This window comes from Pseudomonas sp. KD5, from assembly GCF_012932895.1.
GTDB lineage: Bacteria > Pseudomonadota > Gammaproteobacteria > Pseudomonadales > Pseudomonadaceae > Aquipseudomonas.
This window is the reverse complement of record NZ_JDWJ01000003.1, coordinates 286,039-303,867: the sequence shown is the minus strand read 5'-3', so window position 1 is coordinate 303,867 and position 17,829 is coordinate 286,039. Positions and strand designations below refer to the sequence as shown.

Sequence of the window (17,829 nt, the reverse complement as noted above, 5' to 3'; positions counted from 1 at the left end):
CCATCACCCGCTTTGTGTGAGGAGATACCGCGATGACGACGTTCAACTCCGGGGCCCAACCCCAGAACCGTGCGCCTCAATCCATCGGCTTTCTGCTGCTGGACAATTTCACGCTGATTTCTCTGGCCTCCGCAGTAGAACCCCTGCGTATGGCCAACCAATTGTCCGGCCGCGAGCTGTATCGCTGGACCACGCTCACCGTCGATGGCGGTCAGGTCTGGGCCAGTGACGGCCTGCAGATCACCCCCGACGCCTCCATGCACAAAGCACCACCCATGGACACCGTCATTGTCTGCGGCGGTATCGGCATTCAGCGCACCGTAACCCGTGAGCATGTGTCGTGGCTGCAAAGCCAGGCGCGTCAGTCCCGTCGTCTCGGCGCGGTCTGCACCGGCAGCTGGGCCTTGGCGTGCGCCGGCCTGCTGGACGGTTTCGATTGCAGCGTGCACTGGGAATGTCTGGCCGCTATGCAGGAAGCTTTCCCGCGGGTGGCCATGAGCACCCGTCTGTTCACTCTCGACCGTAACCGGTTCACCAGCTCCGGCGGCACCGCGCCGCTGGACATGATGCTGCACCTGATCAGCCGCGATCATGGCCGTGAACTGTCGGCCGCGATTTCGGAGATGTTCGTCTACGAGCGCATCCGCAACGAGCAGGATCACCAGCGCGTGCCGCTCAAGCACATGCTCGGCACCAACCAGCCGAAACTGCAGGAAATCGTGGCGCTGATGGAGGCGAACCTCGAAGAGCCGATCGACCTCGATGAACTGGCGGTTTATGTCGCCGTTTCGCGTCGTCAGCTGGAGCGGCTGTTCCAGAAATACCTGCACTGCTCGCCGTCGCGTTACTACCTGAAACTGCGCCTGATCCGTGCTCGGCAACTGCTCAAGCAAACGCCGATGTCGATCATCGAAGTGGCGTCGGTGTGTGGGTTCGTGTCCACGCCGCACTTCTCCAAGTGCTACCGCGAATACTTCGGCATTCCACCGCGTGACGAGCGCGTAGGCTCCAATACCACGCAACAAGTGGCGATGATGCCGCTGCCGCAAGCACTGGTGCTGTCGCCGTTGTCCGGGCCGCTGTCGGCGTTGAGCCAGGCGCGTAATGAATCGACGTTTGCCAGCGTAAGGCTCTAAACCAGGCAAACTATTGTGGCGAGGGAGCAAGCTCCCTCGCCACAAAGTGTTCACACCCCGGAAATCAGGCGCTATGGCTCTGTTGGTACTGCGCCAATGCCGGTAACAGTTGCTTGTCAATGGCCTGACGCACGGCCGGCTGGATTGACGCGCTGCTGGTGTACATCTGCTTGACCATGGTCCGCAGTTCCATTGCCCGCTCGTTGTTCAAGCCCCGTACTGCGCATTCGCAGGCTTGCTCGGCGGTTGCGCCGGGGGGCACTGAAAACCCCAACGCTTTCAGCTGGCTCAACAGGTCTTCCTGGTCTATCAAATCGGCGTACATCATGACGCAATCCTTCTTCAGGGAACGGTGTCGTGGTTCGATTCTGGTAGGGGCTGTGGGTGTCGGCAAGGACGATTTGTCGCAATGGCCGCAATACCTATGAACAGGTCGCTTTCGGCTAACTTGCGAAAGATGGGAGTAGGCACACTGAACTCAGCTGGCATCACGAAGGTTTGGTCACCCTCGCGCAACAGCTCCTCAACAGTACCCTCCTCAGCTCCGATCTTGTCACGGCTTGATCGGGGTTTTTTTTGCCTGCGAATCCAGAATTTGTGTTGCTTGTGCGGACGCCATCGCGGCGGTGCGGCGATCCGACAAGCCACGCTCCCACAGGGGGCGTGAGTAACCTGTGGGAGCGTGGCTTGCCCGCGATGAACGATGACGCGGTCTAGCGTTGTAAAACGAGAATGCGCGACAGCAATTCATCCCGGTCGACATAGCAACCCTGGAAATGCCGGGCGCCGGTGGCGGGGTCGAAGGCGTTGCGGGCGTGGAGGGTGCGGCGGTTGTCGAAGCACCACAACTCGCCGGGGTTGAGCCGTGTCATCACCCGGAAACGCGCCTCGCGGGTCATCGCAATGAAACGCCGGTAAGCGCGATACAGCCTGGGCATCTGCTCCACTGAAGCATCGAATGGCCCACGCAGAAAGTTCGCCATGCGGATTTCCGACACTTGCCCGAATGCATCCAGCGCGATGATCGGCGCCAGGCAGCGGTAGTCGCTGTGGCGGTCCTTGTTGCGGAACTCTACGGGGATTTCACACAAGGCTTGAAACGCCTCTGGATCTTCCTGACGCAAGGCTTGGGCGATGGCAAAACCGTCGACGAAAATACTCTCGCCACCGTCGGCGTCATTCACCAGGCAATGCAGAAATTGCAGCCCCGGTTGCAACTCCCGGGTCGGCAAATCGCTGTGCAGTGGCAGGTTGAAGGCGGTATAGGCATTGCTGTCGGCATCGGCCTTGGATTGCACGTTGAACAGCACGCCGAAATTGCTCTCGCGGATGAACGAAATCCGCTGGGCGATCAGCTTCAGCGAGCCTGGCTCGGTGGGGACTCCGCGCACTTGAGTCAGGCCGATATCGCGCACGGCCAGCAGCCATTGCAACAAGGCATCGTTGTTTTCCATCAGGGCCTGGTATTCGAACACTGGCAGCTGCAAATCGCTGTGCCAAAGCCTGGCTTTCGGTTTGCCCGCCTGGCGTTCGGCGCGGGACTCATCGTCATAGGCATGGGCCCGCAGCCAGCCCGGATCGAAGCGGCTGAGGTGGCCATCCTGCCAATCGACGCACAGGCAGCCTTCGGCATCGACCGTGGCGTTTTCAGGCATCAGGTGCTCTGCGACATCGACGATTTCCAGCACTTGCTCACGCGTCACCGTGTAGACGCACTGTGGGCACGGGCAGTTGTCCCGCAGCCATTGATGATGAAAAGGGCTGACCCGACCGTCCGCCCACTTCACTTGAATGCGGTCCGCCAGGGTGTGCACGGCGGTCAACGCGCTGATCAATGGATAGGTGCGGAAATCGGCAAAAGCGGCGGCGGTGTTCATGGCAGGCTCCTTGTTATTTTTCGGGGGGTAATGCGATCACTCGGCCGATCCAGGCGGGTGCGGGCAAGTCGGCCTGCTCGGCGACAATGGCCTGCAGCTTGCTCAAGGTTGCTTCACTGAACGGTGCGGATCGCGGTCCGGCGAGGTCGACGTGCAGCAGCATTTGTTCATTGCCCGCCAGCTCCTTGTCACCGCCCACCAGATGCAGGCTGTGGTAGAGGTGCAGGCGCTTGCGGTCGTGGCCGATGATCTGCGTATGCACTTCGACGTCGGCATCGAGTTTCACTTCGTGCAGGTAATTAAGGTGCAGTTCGAGGGTAAACAGCGAGTGGCCGCTAGCCTCGCGGTTGTTGCTGTCCATACCCAGCCGATCCATCAACGCGTCAGTGGCGTAGCTGAAAATCAGCAGGTAGAAGGCATCGCGCAGATGGCCGTTGTAGTCGACCCAGTCGGGGATGATTCTGGTTTGGTAGGTGGTGAGGGTGGGCATGGTGGAACTCCACAGATAATCGCTGGTGTACACATGTGTGGCGAGGGAGCTTGCTCCCGCTGGACTGCGAAGCAGTCCCAAAACCGGTGGATGCGAGGTATTGGTCAAATCGCGTTTGCCGGTTTTACGACCGCTTCGCGGCCGAGCGGGAGCAAGCTCCCTCGCCACAGGGTGTGTGTTTATTCGCTGAAGGCCATCCCATGTTTCTCTTTGGTGGTTTTCACCGCCTCCAGCACCGCCAGCAAGCAATCGTCACGATAGCGTTCCAGTGCCGAGATGCTGTGTGTGCCCAACTGATCGCTGGTGCCATCCACCACATCGTCAATCAACTTGTCGGTCAGCTCCGGTGCCGGCAGATACGTCCACGGCAACTGCAACGCCGGCCCGAACTGCGCCATGAAGTGCCGCATGCCAGCATCGCCACCGGCCAGGGTGTAAGTCAGGAAGGTGCCCATGAACGACCAGCGCAGACCTGCGCCAAAACGAATTGCATCGTCGATTTCACCGGTGGTCGCCACGCCGTCGTTGACCAGGTGCAGCGCCTCACGCCACAACGCTTCGAGCAAACGATCGGCGATAAATCCCGGTACTTCCTTGCGCACATGCAGCGGACGCATGCCCAGGGATTCATAGACTTTCATCGCCGCTTGCACCGCTTCTGGCGCGGTGTTCTTGCCGCCGACCACTTCCACCAATGGCAGCAGATAAACCGGGTTGAACGGGTGCCCGACCACGCAGCGCTCCGGGTGCGTCGAACTCTCGTAAAACTCGCTCGGCAACAGTCCCGAGGTGCTGGAACCGATCAATGCATTGGGCTTGGCCGCCGCGCTGATTTTGCTGTGCAGTTCCAGTTTCAGGTCCAGACGCTCAGGAGCACTTTCCTGAATGAAATCCGCGTCGCGAACGCATTCTTCGATGGTGGCGACAAAGCGCAGCCGATCCTGCGATGCGCCGGGTGCCAGGCCTTGTTTTTCCAGCGCGCCCCAGGCATTGGCGACACGTTTGCGTAGCGCCGCTTCGGCACCGGGTGCCGGATCCCAGGCCACCACATCGAGGCCGTGGGCGAGGGCGCGGGACACCCAGCCGCTGCCGATGACACCGCTGCCCAGTGCTGCGAAGGTTTTGATCTCAGTGATAAAGCTCATGGCGACTTCCTGAATTGGGCTCAAAAAAATGTGGGAGCGAACCTGTGTGGCGAGGGGGCTTGTCGGAACGCCGCATCGCCCCGTTCGGCTGCGAAGCAGTCGTAAAACATTGCATGCAGTGTGGCTGATACACCGCGGCAACAGGTTTTGGGGCCGCTTCGCGACCCAACGGGGGCAAGCCCCCTCGCCACACAAGCGCTCCCACAGGGGGAAAGGGTGATTTGTTTCAACCGCGCTTGGTCAGGCCCATTTTTGCCCGGCCTTCTGCCGGGGTCAGAACGCGGGCGCCGAGGCGGCTGAGGATTTCCGAGGCGCGTTCGACCAGTTGGCCGTTGGTCGCCAACACGCCCTTGTCCAGCCACAGGTTGTCTTCCAGACCGACCCGCACGTTACCGCCGAGCAGCACCGCTTGCGCCGCCATCGGCATCTGCATGCGCCCGATACCGAACGCTGCCCAGACCGCATTGGCTGGCAGGTTGTCGACCATGGCTTTCATGGTGGTGGTATCCGCTGGCGCACCCCACGGGATGCCCAGGCACAGCTGGAACAACGGGTTATCCAGCAGACCTTCCTTGATCATCTGCTTGGCGAACCACAGGTGACCGGTGTCGAAAATTTCCAGCTCAGGCTTGACGCCCAGCTCTTGAATGCGTTTGGCGCCAGCACGCAGCTGGGCAGGGGTGGACACGTAAATGGTGTCGCCGTCGCCGAAGTTCAGGGTGCCGCAATCCAGGGTGCAGATTTCTGGCAGCAATTCTTCAACGTGGGCCAGACGGGTCAGTGGGCCGACCAGATCGGTGTTCGGGCCGAATTCCATCGGGTTCTCGCCTGCGCCGATTTCCAGATCGCCGCCCATGCCGGCAGTGAGGTTGACGATAATGTCGACGTCCGCCTCGCGGATGCGCTCCATCACTTCGCGGTACAGCGCCACGTCACGGCTGAACTTGCCGGTTTGTGGATCGCGAACGTGGCAGTGGACCACGGTAGCGCCCGCCTTGGCGGCTTCCACGGCGGCTGCAGCGATTTGTTTCGGGGTGACCGGCACGTGTGGGCTCTTGGCGGTCGTGTCGCCAGCACCGGTGAGTGCGCAGGTGATGATGACGTCGTGGTTCATGAGGCGGTTTCCTTCAGGCTTGAGTTTTTTTGGCAGAGCTTGGGCGTGGCGATCCCGCTCGCAGCCCGCATCGGGCTGCGAATCGGCGGTTCATTTCGGTTCTATTTACTGGTCAGCTTCAGGTTTTCAGCGGCCGGCTTGCCATCGAATGTGGTCACGCCTTCAAGCCAGCGTTGCTTGTCTTGCGGGTGATCCTTGAGCCACTGTTTGGCCGATTCGAAAGCGTCCTTGTGATCCAGCAGCGGCTGCATCATCCGGCTCTCGTCTTCGGCGGTGAACGTCAGGTTGCTCAGCAAGCGACCGACGTTCGGGCATTGCTGCGCGTAGTTCGGCGAGGTGACGGTCCAGACCGTGGCCATGCCTTCGTTCGGGCCGAGGGCGTCGTCGCTGCCGGTGAGGTAGGTCATCTTCACGTTGACGTTCATCGGGTGCGGCGCCCAGCCGAAGAACACCACGGCTTCCTTGCGGCGTACCGCGCGATCTACTGCCGCCAGCATGCCGGCTTCGCTGGACTCGACCAGCTGGAACTTGCCGAGGCCGAACTGGTTCTTGGCGATCATCGCCTTGATCTGGGTGTTGGCGCCCGAGCCAGGTTCGATGCCGTAAATCTTGCCGCCCAGTTCTTTTTCAAACTTGGCGATGTCGGCGAAAGTTTTCAGACCCTTGTCGGCAAGGTAAGTCGGTACTGCCAGGGTAGCGCGGGCGTCCTTGAGGCTTGGCGCTTCAAGCACTTTGACCTGCTTGGCATCGACAAACGGCGTGATGGTCTGGGTCATCAGCGGGTTCCAGTAGCCCAGGAACAAATCCAGGCGCTGGTCGCGAATGCCGGCAAAGACGATTTGCTGGGAGGCGCTGGTTTGTTTGGTGCTGTAGCCGAGGCCGTCGAGCAGGACCTGGGTCATGGCGCTGGTGGCGATCACGTCGGTCCAGTTCACTACGCCCATGCGCACGTTCTGGCACGACGCGGGTTCGGCCGCCATGACACTGGCGCTCAAGAAAGCGGTACCGCTGAGTGCAAGAACACAGCTGCTGATCAGTCGTTTCATGTCGGGGTTCCTCGGCAGGTCGTTTATTGTGGGTTCCGGTGTCTGATGCGCCGGTGATGCCAAGTTACGCAGCAAAGCCCCCGTGGAAACGCACTGCGGCGACCAGCTCTTGCACTGCGGCGACCTGTGCACTTGAATGCTGCTTGCAAGTGGCGTATCAACGTCCACACGCTTCCCGCCCTCTCGTTGCCTGCCAGTCGAGTGCGCTCCATGTCCCAGGATTTCTACTTCTTGTTGATGCCGGGTTTTTCGGCGATCGGTTTTATCTCGGCGATCGAGCCGCTGCGGGTCGCCAATCGCTTTCGCGGCGAGTTGTACCGCTGGCATGTGTTGAGCGCCGATGGCGGGGCGGTTCTGGCCAGTAACGGCATGTCGGTCAACGCCGATGCAGCGCTGGAGCCGCTGAAGAAAGGCGCAACCCTGTTGGTGGTCGCCGGTTTCGAACCGCTGAAGTTCGCCACCCCGGCCCTGGAGCATTGGTTACGTCGCCTGGACAACGAAGGCGTGACGCTCGGCGCCATCGACACCGGCAGCTTCATCCTCGCCGAAGCCGGCCTGCTCGACGGTCATCGCCTGACCCTGCACTGGGAAGCCATCGACGCCTTCAAGGAATCTTATCCACAGCTGAGCGTCACCCAGGAACTGTTCGAGATCGACCGACGGCGTATCACCTCCGCCGGCGGTACCGCCTCGATCGACCTGATGCTTGACCTCATCGCCCAGGCCCACGGGCCGCAACTGGCGATCCAGGTCAGCGAACAATTCGTGCTCGGGCGCATTCGCCCGCGCAAAGACCACCAACGCATGGAAGTCGCCACGCGATATGGCATCAGCAACAAGAAACTGGTGCATGTCATTGGGGAGATGGAACAGCACAGCGAACCGCCGCTCAGCACTTTGGAGCTGGCGGAATCGATCAAAGTGACCCGGCGTCAACTAGAGCGCCTGTTTCGCCTGCACCTGCACGATACGCCGAGCAATTTCTATCTGCGATTAAGGCTGGAGAAGGCGCGGCAGCTGCTGCGCCAGACGGACATGAGCGTGCTGGAGGTGAGTATCGCCTGCGGGTTTGAATCGCCATCGTATTTCACCCGCAGTTATCGGGCGAGATTCGAGCGGTGCCCGCGGGAGGATCGCCGACAAAGCCAGAAGGCCTGAAACCGACCTCCTACGGGATTTATGTCGTTACTTCTTCATCAGCGCCGAGCAGGCCGCTTTGTAGGCCTCGTGCTGATACTTGTTCAGCGTGGCCGGCAGTTCAAAGTCGAACTTTTTGTTCTGCGCATTGATGGTTTGCGGCGACAGCAGCGTCACCTCGCAATTTTCCAGCAACTGGAAAACCCCTTCGATCTTGAAGGTGGTCGGCCCACCGGCGAACTCACCTTTCTTGCTGCGCTTTTTGATCGCGATCCGGTCGATTGAATTCTCACGAATAAACGACGCCACCTGAGCGGCAAAGACTTTGACGTTGGCGGCTTCGTCGTCATCGTCGAGGGCGATTTTCTTGGTGGCCAGCGCGACGTGTGTCAGCCCCTGATCGTCGAGGGAGGCCACGGCAAGGATTGCTTCGCTGCCTTTGATTTCGATGCCGCAGATTTTCATTTGAATCCCTTTACTGGCTGATGACGTGCAGCTTACAGCTCAAGTTGGCAAGTGTTTATGTCAACCGCTGTGGCCTTTTTACTCCTGCCCAATCGACTCCAAAAACTCCGACCGCTCGTCACTCATCCGCGCCACGCAATCATTTTGCGCAATGTTGAAGGCTTTACTGCCGCTCGTCGCCGGGAACGCTTCCACCGCGCAATCGGCATCCCGGGTCTTCAGCCATTGTTGTTGCGCAGTTTTGATTTTTGCGGTGATGTCGGCCAGTTGCGCCTTGTTGCTGCCGTAGCGCGTTTGCATGCGTTCGTTCAGGCCTTGGTAGTTGTCGCTCAGCAGCTGTTCGGCGGTGTTTCTGCTGTAAGCCGAGCATTCCAGGGTCTGGACTTCGTTTTCGACGGCGTCACAGGGGTTGTCGTCGGCCCCTTCGGCCGCCTGTACGCCAGTCGCTATCAGTGCCAAAGCCAAGAAGATGGATTTCATTGCGTCGCCGCCCTTAATTCAGTGAAACATTCGGTGATGCGACGAATTCTGGCCCATGCGAACGGGCTTGAACAGGTAGGCAATCACGTCGGTTGGCGACCCTTTGTCGCGGATTGACGCTTTCGGCAATTCCCCTGTCGTTTTTGCACCCGGCTGCACCGTCCCTCAGGCATATGCTGGCCCCAAAGCGCCGGCACACGATTCGGCGCATGAATCGTTAATAGGGGACTGCCTGATGAGCCCAGCCGAATTACACGCCGACAGCATCGTTATCGACGGCCTGATTATTGCCAAGTGGAACCGTGAGCTGTTCGAAGACATGCGCAAGGGCGGTCTGACCGCGGCCAACTGCACCGTGTCGGTGTGGGAGGGCTTCCAGGCCACCGTCAACAACATCGCTGCCAGTCAGAAGCTGATTCGCGAGAACAGCGACCTGGTGATCCCGGTGCGCACCACCGCCGACATCCGCAAAGCCAAGGAGCAGGGTAAGACCGGCATCCTGTTCGGCTTCCAGAACGCTCACGCCTTCGAAGACCAGATCGGCTATGTCGAGGTCTTCAAGCAGCTGGGCGTCGGTATTGTGCAGATGTGCTACAACACCCAGAACCTGGTCGGTACCGGTTGCTATGAACGCGATGGCGGCCTGTCGGGTTTCGGTCGTGAAATCGTTGCCGAGATGAACCGCGTCGGTGTCATGTGCGACCTGTCCCACGTCGGCTCGAAGACCTCCGAAGAAGTCATCCTCGAATCCAAGAAGCCGGTCTGCTACTCCCATTGCCTGCCGTCGGGCCTGAAAGTGCACCCGCGCAACAAGTCCGATGAAGAACTGAAGTTCATCGCCGATCACGGCGGTTTCGTCGGCGTGACCATGTTCGCGCCGTTCCTGGCCAAGGGTATCGATTCGACCATCGACGATTACGCCGAAGCCATCGAATACACCATGAACATCGTCGGCGAAGACGCCATCGGCATCGGCACCGACTTCACCCAGGGTCATGGCCAGGACTTCTTCGAATACCTGACCCATGACAAGGGCTACGCCCGCCGTCTGACCAGCTTCGGCAAGATCATCAACCCGCTGGGCATCCGCACCGTGGGCGAGTTCCCGAACCTGACCGAAACCCTGCTCAAGCGCGGCCATTCCGAGCGCGTGGTGCGCAAGATCATGGGCGAAAACTGGGTCAACGTTTTGAAAGACGTTTGGGGCGAATAAGCCGCCGCATCTGAAGAATCCTTTCCCCCGGCCGTCCGTGCCGGGGGCAACACAACGAATTTTCTGGAGTTAAGTTTCCATGGCCAAGATCGCCCCGCAATTGCCAATCGAAGTCGACAGCGAAACCGGTGTCTGGACCTCTGATGCCCTGCCGATGCTGTACGTGCCGCGTCACTTCTTCGTCAACAACCACATGGGCATCGAGGAAGTGCTGGGCGCCGACGCCTACGCCGAAATCCTCTACAAGGCCGGCTACAAATCCGCCTGGCACTGGTGTGAAAAAGAAGCTGAATGCCATGGCCTGGAAGGCGTCGCGGTGTTCGAGCACTACATGAAGCGCCTGTCGCAGCGCGGCTGGGGTCTGTTCAAGATCCAGGACATCGACCTCGACAAAGGCACCGCCAGCGTCAAGCTCGAACACTCCGCATTCGTCTACGTGTACGGCAAGGTCGGGCGCAAGGTCGACTACATGTTCACTGGCTGGTTCGCCGGCGCCATGGACCAGATCCTGGCTGCTCGCGGCAGCAAGATCCGCACCGTCGCCGAACAAGTTTACGGTGGCTCCGAAGAAGGCCACGACGACGGTTTGTTCACCGTCAAGCCGTTGTAAGTCGAGGAACCCGCCATGGCTTTCGAAGCAATGTTCCAGCCGATCCAGATCGGCAAACTGACCATCCGTAACCGCGTGCTCAGCACCGCGCACGCTGAGGTCTACGCCACCGACGGCGGCATGACCACCGATCGGTACGTCAAGTATTACGAAGAGAAAGCCAAGGGCGGGATCGGCCTGGCGATTTGCGGCGGTTCCTCCAGCGTGGCCATCGACAGCCCGCAAGGCTGGTGGAAGTCGGTCAACCTGGCCGACGACCGGATTATTCCGCACTTCCAGAATCTGGCCGATGCCATGCACAAGCATGGCGCCAAGATCATGATCCAGATTACCCACATGGGTCGCCGCTCCCGCTGGGACGGTGAGCATTGGCCAACCCTGCTGTCGCCGTCGGGCATCCGCGAGCCGGTGCACCGCGCGACCTGCAAAACCATCGAGCCGGAAGAAATCTGGCGGGTGATCGGCAACTACGCCAGCGCCGCTGCGCGTGCCAAGGCCGGTGGCCTGGATGGCGTCGAGCTGTCTGCCGTGCACCAGCACATGATCGACCAGTTCTGGAGCCCGCGAGTCAACAAGCGTACCGACGAATGGGGCGGCAGCTTCGAGAACCGCATGCGTTTCGGCCTGGAAGTGATCAAGGCTGTGCGCAAGGAAGTCGGTCCGGACTTCTGCGTTGGTATCCGTATCTGTGGTGACGAATTCCACCCTGATGGCCTGAGCCATGAGGACATGAAGCAGATCGCCAAGTACTACGACGATACCGGCATGATCGACTTCATCGGTGTCGTGGGCTCGGGTTGCGACACTCACAACACCCTGGCCAACGTTATTCCGAACATGAGTTATCCACCGGAGCCGTTCCTGCACCTGGCCGCCGGTATCAAGGAAGTGGTGAAGGCTCCTGTGCTGCACGCGCAGAACATCAAGGACCCGAACCAGGCAACCCGTATTCTGGAAGGCGGTTACGTCGACATGGTCGGCATGACCCGTGCTCACATCGCCGACCCGCACCTGATCGCCAAGATCAAGATGGGCCAGGTCGACCAGATCAAACAGTGCGTGGGCGCCAACTACTGCATCGACCGTCAGTACCAGGGCCTGGACGTCTTGTGCATCCAGAACGCCGCGACCTCCCGTGAATACATGGGCGTGCCGCACATCATCGAGAAATCCACCGGGCCGAAACGCAAAGTCGTGGTGGTCGGTGCCGGCCCTGCGGGGATGGAAGCCGCTCGTGTAGCCGCCGAGCGTGGCCACGATGTGACCCTGTTCGAGAAGAAAGAATTCATCGGCGGACAGATCACCACCGCCTCGAAAGCCCCACAACGGGACCAGATCGCCGGTATCACCCGTTGGTTCCAGCTGGAACTGGCGCGTTTGAAAGTCGACCTGCGCCTGGGCGTGGCGGCAGATGCGGCGACCATTCTCGACCTGCGTCCGGACGTCGTGGTGCTCGCTGTCGGCGGTCATCCGTTCCTGGAGCAGAACGAGCATTGGGGCGCGGCTGAAGGCCTGGTGGTCAGCAGTTGGGACGTGCTCGACGGCAAGGTTGCGCCGGGCAAGAACGTGCTGGTCTACGACACCATCTGCGAGTTCACCGGGATGTCGGTTGCCGACTTCCTCGCCGACAAGGGCAGCCAGGTCGAGATCGTCACTGACGACATCAAGCCGGGCGTGGCCATCGGCGGTACGTCGTTCCCGACTTACTACCGCAGCATGTACCCGAAAGAAGTGATCATGACCGGCGACATGATGCTGGAAAAGGTCTACCGCGAAGGCGACAAGCTGGTGGCGGTGCTGGAAAACGAATACACCGGCGCCAAAGAGGAGCGGGTGGTTGACCAGGTCGTGGTCGAGAACGGCGTGCGGCCGGACGAAGAAATCTACTACGCACTGAAGGAAGGCTCGCGCAACAAAGGCCAGATGGATATCGAAGCCCTGTTCGCGATCAAGCCACAACCTTCGCTGAGCCAGGCGGGCGACGGCTACTTGCTGTTCCGCATCGGTGACTGCGTGGCCCAGCGCAACACCCACGCGGCGATCTACGACGCGCTGCGGTTGTGCAAGGATTTCTAAGAGCTTGTGGATAACCCTGTGGGGGCGAGGCTTGCCCGCGAAGGCGGTGTGTCAGTCAACATCATTTCTGAATGACACAGCGCCTTCGCGGGCAAGCCTCGCTCCTACAGGTAATCGAGCAAGGCATCCAGGTAGTTTGGCCTGCAAGACCCTGCGGTCTTTGGGAGCTCCACATGTTGAACACCCTTCTTCCAATCCTGTTGTTCGCTGCCCTGGGCCTGGCTGTCCTGGGCGCGTTGCGGCGGGTGGCTATGTGGCGTCAGGGCCGGGCTTCGAAAGTCGACCTGATCGGCGGTCTGTTCGCCATGCCCAAGCGTTACATGGTCGATTTGCACCACGTCGTCGCGCGGGACAAATACATCGCCAATACTCACGTCGCCACGGCCGGTGGTGCGGTGGCGTCCATTGTGCTGGCGATTCTGGTTCACGGTTTCGGCCTGCATAACCGCATTCTCGGTTATGCACTGCTGTTGATGACGGCAGTGATGTTCGTCGGTGCGATCTTTGTCTTCCTGCGCCGCCGCAACCCGCCGGCCCGGTTGTCCAAAGGTCCGTGGATGCGCCTGCCGAAAAGCCTGCTGGCGTTCTCGGCGTCGTTCTTCCTGTTGACCCTGCCGGTGGCGGGCATCCTTCCGGAAAACTTCGGTGGCTGGGTACTGGCGGCGATTCTCGGCGTCGGTGTGCTGTGGGGCGTGTCGGAACTGTTCTTCGGCATGACCTGGGGCGGGCCGATGAAGCACGCCTTCGCCGGTGCCTTGCACCTGGCTTGGCACCGTCGCTCCGAACGGTTTGGCGGCGGTCGTTCCACCGGCTTGAAGCCGCTGGATCTGAACGACCCGACCGCGCCACTGGGCGTGGAAAAACCCAAGGATTTCACCTGGAACCAACTGCTCGGCTTCGACGCCTGCGTGCAGTGCGGTAAATGCGAAGCTGCGTGCCCGGCGTTCGCCGCCGGCCAGCCGCTGAACCCGAAAAAACTGATTCAGGACATGGTCGTCGGCCTGGCCGGTGGTACGGATGCCAAGTTTGCCGGCAGCCCTTACCCAGGCAAGCCGATCGGTGAGCACGCCGGTAATCCGCATCAACCGATCGTCAACGGTCTGGTGGACGCTGAAACCCTGTGGTCCTGCACCACCTGCCGTGCCTGCGTCGAGGAATGCCCGATGATGATCGAGCACGTCGATGCCATCGTCGACATGCGCCGCCATCTGACCCTGGAAAAAGGCGCGACCCCGAACAAGGGCGCCGAAGTCCTGGAAAACCTGATCGCCACCGACAACCCTGGCGGCTTTGCCCCGGGCGGGCGGATGAACTGGGCGGCGGATTTGAACCTGAACCTGCTCAGCGAAAAGAAAACCACCGACGTGCTGTTCTGGGTTGGCGACGGTGCCTTCGACATGCGCAACCAGCGCACCCTGCGTGCCTTCGTCAAAGTGTTGAAAGCGGCCAAGGTCGACTTCGCAGTGCTGGGCCTTGAAGAGCGCGACAGCGGTGACGTGGCCCGGCGTCTGGGCGACGAAGCGACGTTCCAGTTGTTGGCCAAACGCAACATCCAGACCCTGGCCAAATACCGCTTCAACCGCATCGTCACCTGCGACCCGCACAGCTTCCATGTGCTGAAAAACGAATACGGTGCCTTCGATGGCAACTACCTCGTGCAGCACCACAGCACTTACATGGCGGAGATCATTGGCGAAGGCGCACTGAACCTCGGTCAGCACAAAGGCAACAGCGTGACTTATCACGACCCGTGCTACCTCGGCCGCTACAACGGCGAATACGAGGCGCCACGCGAAGTGCTGCGCGCCCTGGGCATCGAGATCAAGGAAATGCAACGTTCCGGATTCCGTTCGCGCTGCTGCGGCGGTGGTGGCGGTGCGCCGATCACCGACATTCCGGGCAAGCAACGGATCCCTGACATGCGTATGGAAGACATCCGCGAAACGGGCGCCGAACTGGTGGCCGTGGGTTGTCCACAGTGCACCGCGATGCTTGAAGGCGTGGTCGAACCACGGCCGTTGATCAAGGACATCGCCGAACTGGTGGCTGATGCGCTGCTTGAAGACGCCGCGCCGGGAAAGCCTTCGGCACCGGCCAAACGTGAACCTGCGGAGGTGCATTGATGAGCGACATTATCCGCCGCGACCCTCGCGCTGAATGGATCGCCCGCAACCGTCTGCACCCGCTGCACGCGGCCATGCAACCGGTGCAACACAGCTGGATGGGGCCTAACGGCGTCATCCGCAAGAATCCCCACGGGATCGGTTTTATCGGTCCCAACGGGATCAAACGGATCGACCGCAGTGGCGCTCAGCAAGGCGGGGCGACTAAACGCTCGGCCACGGTTGAAGTGCAATTGCCGCTGCATCAAGTGGCTGCACCTGCGTTCTACATCAGCGTGGTGCCGGACATGGTCGGCGGTCGCTTGAGCAGCCACGACCGCGATTTGCTCGGCCTGGCCCATCAGTTGGCCGGCAAGGACGGCGCGGTACTGGCCGTGGTCTTCGGTGAGCACAAGGAAAACGCCTTCGCCACGGCGGGCGTTGACCGCTTGCTGGTACTGGAAGGTGACGAATTCAGCGGTTATGCACCGGAGCAACGCGTCCAGGGCCTGCGGGCTGTGGATAACCAGTTCAGCCCGCGTCACTGGCTGCTGCCGGACAGCCGCAGTGGTGGCGGCGAACTGGGTCGACGCTTTGCTGCCGCACTGGGCGAACGTCCGGCCACACGGGTCTGGCAGGTCAAGGATCAGGAATGCATCGGTCGTGCCGGTGCTGGTTTGCAGGACCTTGCGCGGCCGGTGGCCCGCTTGATTCTGGCGGCTGCCGAATGCGCCGAACCGGTCAGCGAAACCCGTCACGAAGCGTTGCCGGTGGAGTTATCCACAACGGTCGCTCGGAGCTTGTCGCGGATCGAAGATCTGGGCGCGGTGGCGGTGGACCCGGCGGCGATTCCGATGGCCGAAGCCGAGTTCATCTTCTCTGGCGGCAACGGGGTCAAGGACTGGGGACTTTTCCACAGGACGGCCGAAGCGTTGGGCGCGACCGAAGGTGCGTCGCGGGTGGCGGTGGACGATGGTTTCATGGCGCGCGACCGTCAGGTCGGCGCGTCCGGCACCTGGGTAACCGCGCGGGTTTACGTGGCGGTGGGGATTTCCGGGGCGATCCAGCACCTGCAAGGCATTGGTGCCTGCGACAAGGTGGTGGCAATCAACCTCGATCCGGGTTGCGACATGATCAAACGGGCCGACCTGTCGGTGATCGGCGAGAGCGCCGAGATTCTTCAAGCCTTGATCGATGCGGTAGAGGCTTACCGCAACGACGCCAAGCGCGATGCGGCTTAAGGGAAGGAAAGGGTTATGAGCACGAAAATCATCAGCCTGGTGTCCATCGGCGCCCACCCGACCTCCGGCCGGCCACGCCGCGCCGAGCAGGACGCGCGGGCCGTTGAGCTGGGTCTGCAGCTGGCTGGGGATAACCTGCAAGTGCTGCACGCCGGCGACGTTGCGGAACCGGCGCTGCGTGCCTATCTGGGCATGGGCCTGGAACAGTTGCATGTGCTGGAACAACCGGTCGGCGCAGATGCGCTGCCAGCGTTGACCGACTATTTGCGTGACGCCGGGGCGCAGGTGGTGTTGACCGGCAGCCAGGCGGAAACCGGTGAAGGCTCGGGCATGTTGCCGTTCCTGCTGGCCGAAAGTCTCGGCTGGCCGCTGGTAGTGGGTTTGGCGCAAGTCGAATCCATCGACGGTGGTTCGGCGCTGGTTCTGCAGGCCTTGCCGCGCGGTCAGCGCCGTCGCTTGAAAGTGCGCCTGCCGTTTCTGGCGACTGTGGATAACGCAGCGCCCAAGCCTCGGCAAAGTGCCTACGGTCCGGCGCGACGCGGGGTATTGCAGGCAGATGAAGTTGAAGTGGTCGACGATGAACTGCTGGCAGTGGCCACGCTGCAACCGGCCAAGCCACGACCCAAGCGCCTGAAAGTGATCAAGGCCAAGAGCGGTGCTGACCGCATGAAGGCCGCGACGGCCAAGGCCAGTGGCGGCGGTGGGCAAGTGCTCAAGGGCGTGACCGCGCAGGCGGGCGCCGAAGCCATCCTCAAGTTGCTGATTGAAGAAGGCGTGGTCCGTCAGGGTTGATCCACAGCGACAACCGGCCATAAAACCGTTGGCCTGGCCGGTTGTTACGTATCAACCTGCACGCTAAGCAGGTCGCTCGTATTCTGGGGAGTTACATCAATGGAAGTTGAATTTCGTCCGGCTCTGCGCACGGATGCGCGCGAGATTGCCCGTTTGTTCCAGATTTCGTCAGAGGGGGCTTCGGATTACATCTGGAGCCAGCTGGCGGAGCCCGGGCAGGATCTGCTGGAAGTGGGGGCCGTTCGTTACGCCCGTGAAGATGTCGATTTCTCCTATCAGAACTGCCTTGTCGCAGAGGCTGACGGACAGGTCATCGGCATGATGCACAGCTATGTGATGCGTCACGATCCGTCGGCGGCTCCCGTGACTGATCCGGTGCTGGCGCCTTACGCCGACATGGAAGTCCCCGATACCCTCTATATTTCGAGCCTGGCCCTGCATGAGGGGTGGCGAAACAAGGGGCTGGGTGTGCGCTTTCTGGAGCACGCTCAACATCGCGCCGATCAACTGGAACTCAACGGCCTGAGCCTGATCGACTATGCGGCGAATACCGGGGCTCGGCGTTTTTATGAGCGCCATGGTTTTGGGGTCGTCAAAACCTGTCAGGTTGTTCCTCATCCGATGATTCGGGTGACGGGTGATGCCTATCTCATGCATCGGCCTTAGGGGTCTCCCGTTTTTGATGGAGTACATATCCGTTTCTGCGGTCACGGCGGCTGGCGGTTTCGCTTTTACAGCGAGTCACTTTCGAAAAGCCGGAATGCCGGCCCAGGCGAAAGTAACCAAAGCGCTTTTGCCCCTCCATTCGGTGCCTCGCCTAGGCTCGGCATGCCCTCACTCCGGCATTGCTCCGGGGGGCCGCCGCCATCGGCCATCCATGGCCGGGGGCGGCTACCGCGGCATCC

Annotated in this window: 17 protein-coding genes; 9 read left to right on the top strand and 8 right to left on the bottom strand. The window is 60.9% G+C overall.

Features of this window, described 5'->3' with window-relative positions:
- Window positions 1-32 precede the first annotated feature (32 nt).
- The gene (locus AF70_RS08410; protein ID WP_007975492.1) at window positions 33-1,136 is read left to right on the top strand and encodes a GlxA family transcriptional regulator; all 1,104 of its coding nucleotides are present in this window, start codon (window positions 33-35) and stop codon (window positions 1,134-1,136) included.
- 64 nt (window positions 1,137-1,200) lie between these two features.
- Here AF70_RS08410 and AF70_RS08405 read toward each other — a convergent pair whose 3' ends face one another.
- From AF70_RS08405 to AF70_RS08380, 6 genes are all read right to left on the bottom strand, one after another.
- The gene (locus tag AF70_RS08405; RefSeq protein WP_019580667.1) at window positions 1,201-1,464 is read right to left on the bottom strand and encodes a hypothetical protein; all 264 of its coding nucleotides are present in this window, start codon (window positions 1,462-1,464) and stop codon (window positions 1,201-1,203) included.
- Window positions 1,465-1,849: 385 nt separating this feature from the next.
- A complete protein-coding gene (locus AF70_RS08400; RefSeq protein WP_019580668.1) occupies window positions 1,850-3,013 on the bottom strand; it encodes a gamma-butyrobetaine dioxygenase in 1,164 nt (387 codons plus the stop codon).
- A 13-nt stretch (window positions 3,014-3,026) separates the two neighbouring features.
- Window positions 3,027-3,503: a thioesterase family protein gene (locus tag AF70_RS08395; RefSeq protein WP_019580669.1), complete on the bottom strand. Its 477-nt coding sequence runs from the start codon at window positions 3,501-3,503 to the stop codon at window positions 3,027-3,029.
- Window positions 3,504-3,682: 179 nt separating this feature from the next.
- Window positions 3,683-4,648: an L-carnitine dehydrogenase gene (locus tag AF70_RS08390; protein WP_019580670.1), complete on the bottom strand. Its 966-nt coding sequence runs from the start codon at window positions 4,646-4,648 to the stop codon at window positions 3,683-3,685.
- A gap of 226 nt (window positions 4,649-4,874) precedes the next feature.
- A complete protein-coding gene (locus AF70_RS08385) occupies window positions 4,875-5,762 on the bottom strand; it encodes a 3-keto-5-aminohexanoate cleavage protein (RefSeq protein WP_019580671.1) in 888 nt (295 codons plus the stop codon).
- Window positions 5,763-5,863: 101 nt separating this feature from the next.
- On the bottom strand, window positions 5,864-6,808 hold the full coding sequence (locus AF70_RS08380; RefSeq protein ID WP_007937989.1) for a choline ABC transporter substrate-binding protein: 945 nt from the start codon (window positions 6,806-6,808) through the stop codon (window positions 5,864-5,866).
- 210 nt (window positions 6,809-7,018) lie between these two features.
- Here AF70_RS08380 and AF70_RS08375 point away from each other — a divergent pair, with 210 nt between their 5' ends.
- Window positions 7,019-7,966, top strand: coding sequence for a GlxA family transcriptional regulator (locus AF70_RS08375; protein ID WP_018928780.1), 948 nt, complete (start codon window positions 7,019-7,021; stop codon window positions 7,964-7,966).
- Window positions 7,967-7,993: 27 nt separating this feature from the next.
- Here AF70_RS08375 and AF70_RS08370 read toward each other — a convergent pair whose 3' ends face one another.
- Window positions 7,994-8,410: a DUF3010 family protein gene (locus tag AF70_RS08370; protein WP_019580672.1), complete on the bottom strand. Its 417-nt coding sequence runs from the start codon at window positions 8,408-8,410 to the stop codon at window positions 7,994-7,996.
- 78 nt (window positions 8,411-8,488) lie between these two features.
- Complete coding sequence (locus AF70_RS08365) at window positions 8,489-8,890, bottom strand: lysozyme inhibitor LprI family protein (RefSeq protein ID WP_018928783.1); 402 nt, start codon at window positions 8,888-8,890, stop codon at window positions 8,489-8,491.
- Window positions 8,891-9,125: 235 nt separating this feature from the next.
- Here AF70_RS08365 and AF70_RS08360 point away from each other — a divergent pair, with 235 nt between their 5' ends.
- The 7 genes from AF70_RS08360 (at window position 9,126) to AF70_RS08330 (ending at window position 17,590) form a co-directional block, all read left to right on the top strand.
- A complete protein-coding gene (locus tag AF70_RS08360; RefSeq protein WP_007907542.1) occupies window positions 9,126-10,103 on the top strand; it encodes a dipeptidase in 978 nt (325 codons plus the stop codon).
- A gap of 79 nt (window positions 10,104-10,182) precedes the next feature.
- A complete protein-coding gene (locus tag AF70_RS08355; protein ID WP_007926354.1) occupies window positions 10,183-10,713 on the top strand; it encodes a DUF5943 domain-containing protein in 531 nt (176 codons plus the stop codon).
- A 15-nt stretch (window positions 10,714-10,728) separates the two neighbouring features.
- Window positions 10,729-12,789, top strand: coding sequence for a dimethylglycine demethylation protein DgcA (gene dgcA / locus AF70_RS08350; RefSeq protein WP_019580673.1), 2,061 nt, complete (start codon window positions 10,729-10,731; stop codon window positions 12,787-12,789).
- A 173-nt stretch (window positions 12,790-12,962) separates the two neighbouring features.
- A complete protein-coding gene (gene dgcB, locus AF70_RS08345; RefSeq protein ID WP_018928784.1) occupies window positions 12,963-14,912 on the top strand; it encodes a dimethylglycine demethylation protein DgcB in 1,950 nt (649 codons plus the stop codon).
- Window positions 14,912-16,132 carry an electron transfer flavoprotein subunit alpha/FixB family protein gene (locus AF70_RS08340; RefSeq protein ID WP_019580675.1) on the top strand — a complete coding sequence of 407 codons (1,221 nt, stop codon included), beginning with the start codon at window positions 14,912-14,914 and terminating at the stop codon, window positions 16,130-16,132. Before dgcB ends, AF70_RS08340 begins: the two co-directional genes overlap by 1 nt.
- 15 nt (window positions 16,133-16,147) lie before the next feature.
- Window positions 16,148-16,924 (top strand): electron transfer flavoprotein subunit beta, encoded by a 777-nt coding sequence (locus tag AF70_RS08335; protein WP_018928786.1) that lies wholly within the window; start codon window positions 16,148-16,150, stop codon window positions 16,922-16,924.
- 99 nt (window positions 16,925-17,023) lie between these two features.
- Entirely contained in the window at window positions 17,024-17,590 is a 567-nt protein-coding gene (locus tag AF70_RS08330) for a GNAT family N-acetyltransferase (protein WP_019580676.1), read from the top strand.
- Window positions 17,591-17,829: the final 239 nt, after the last annotated feature.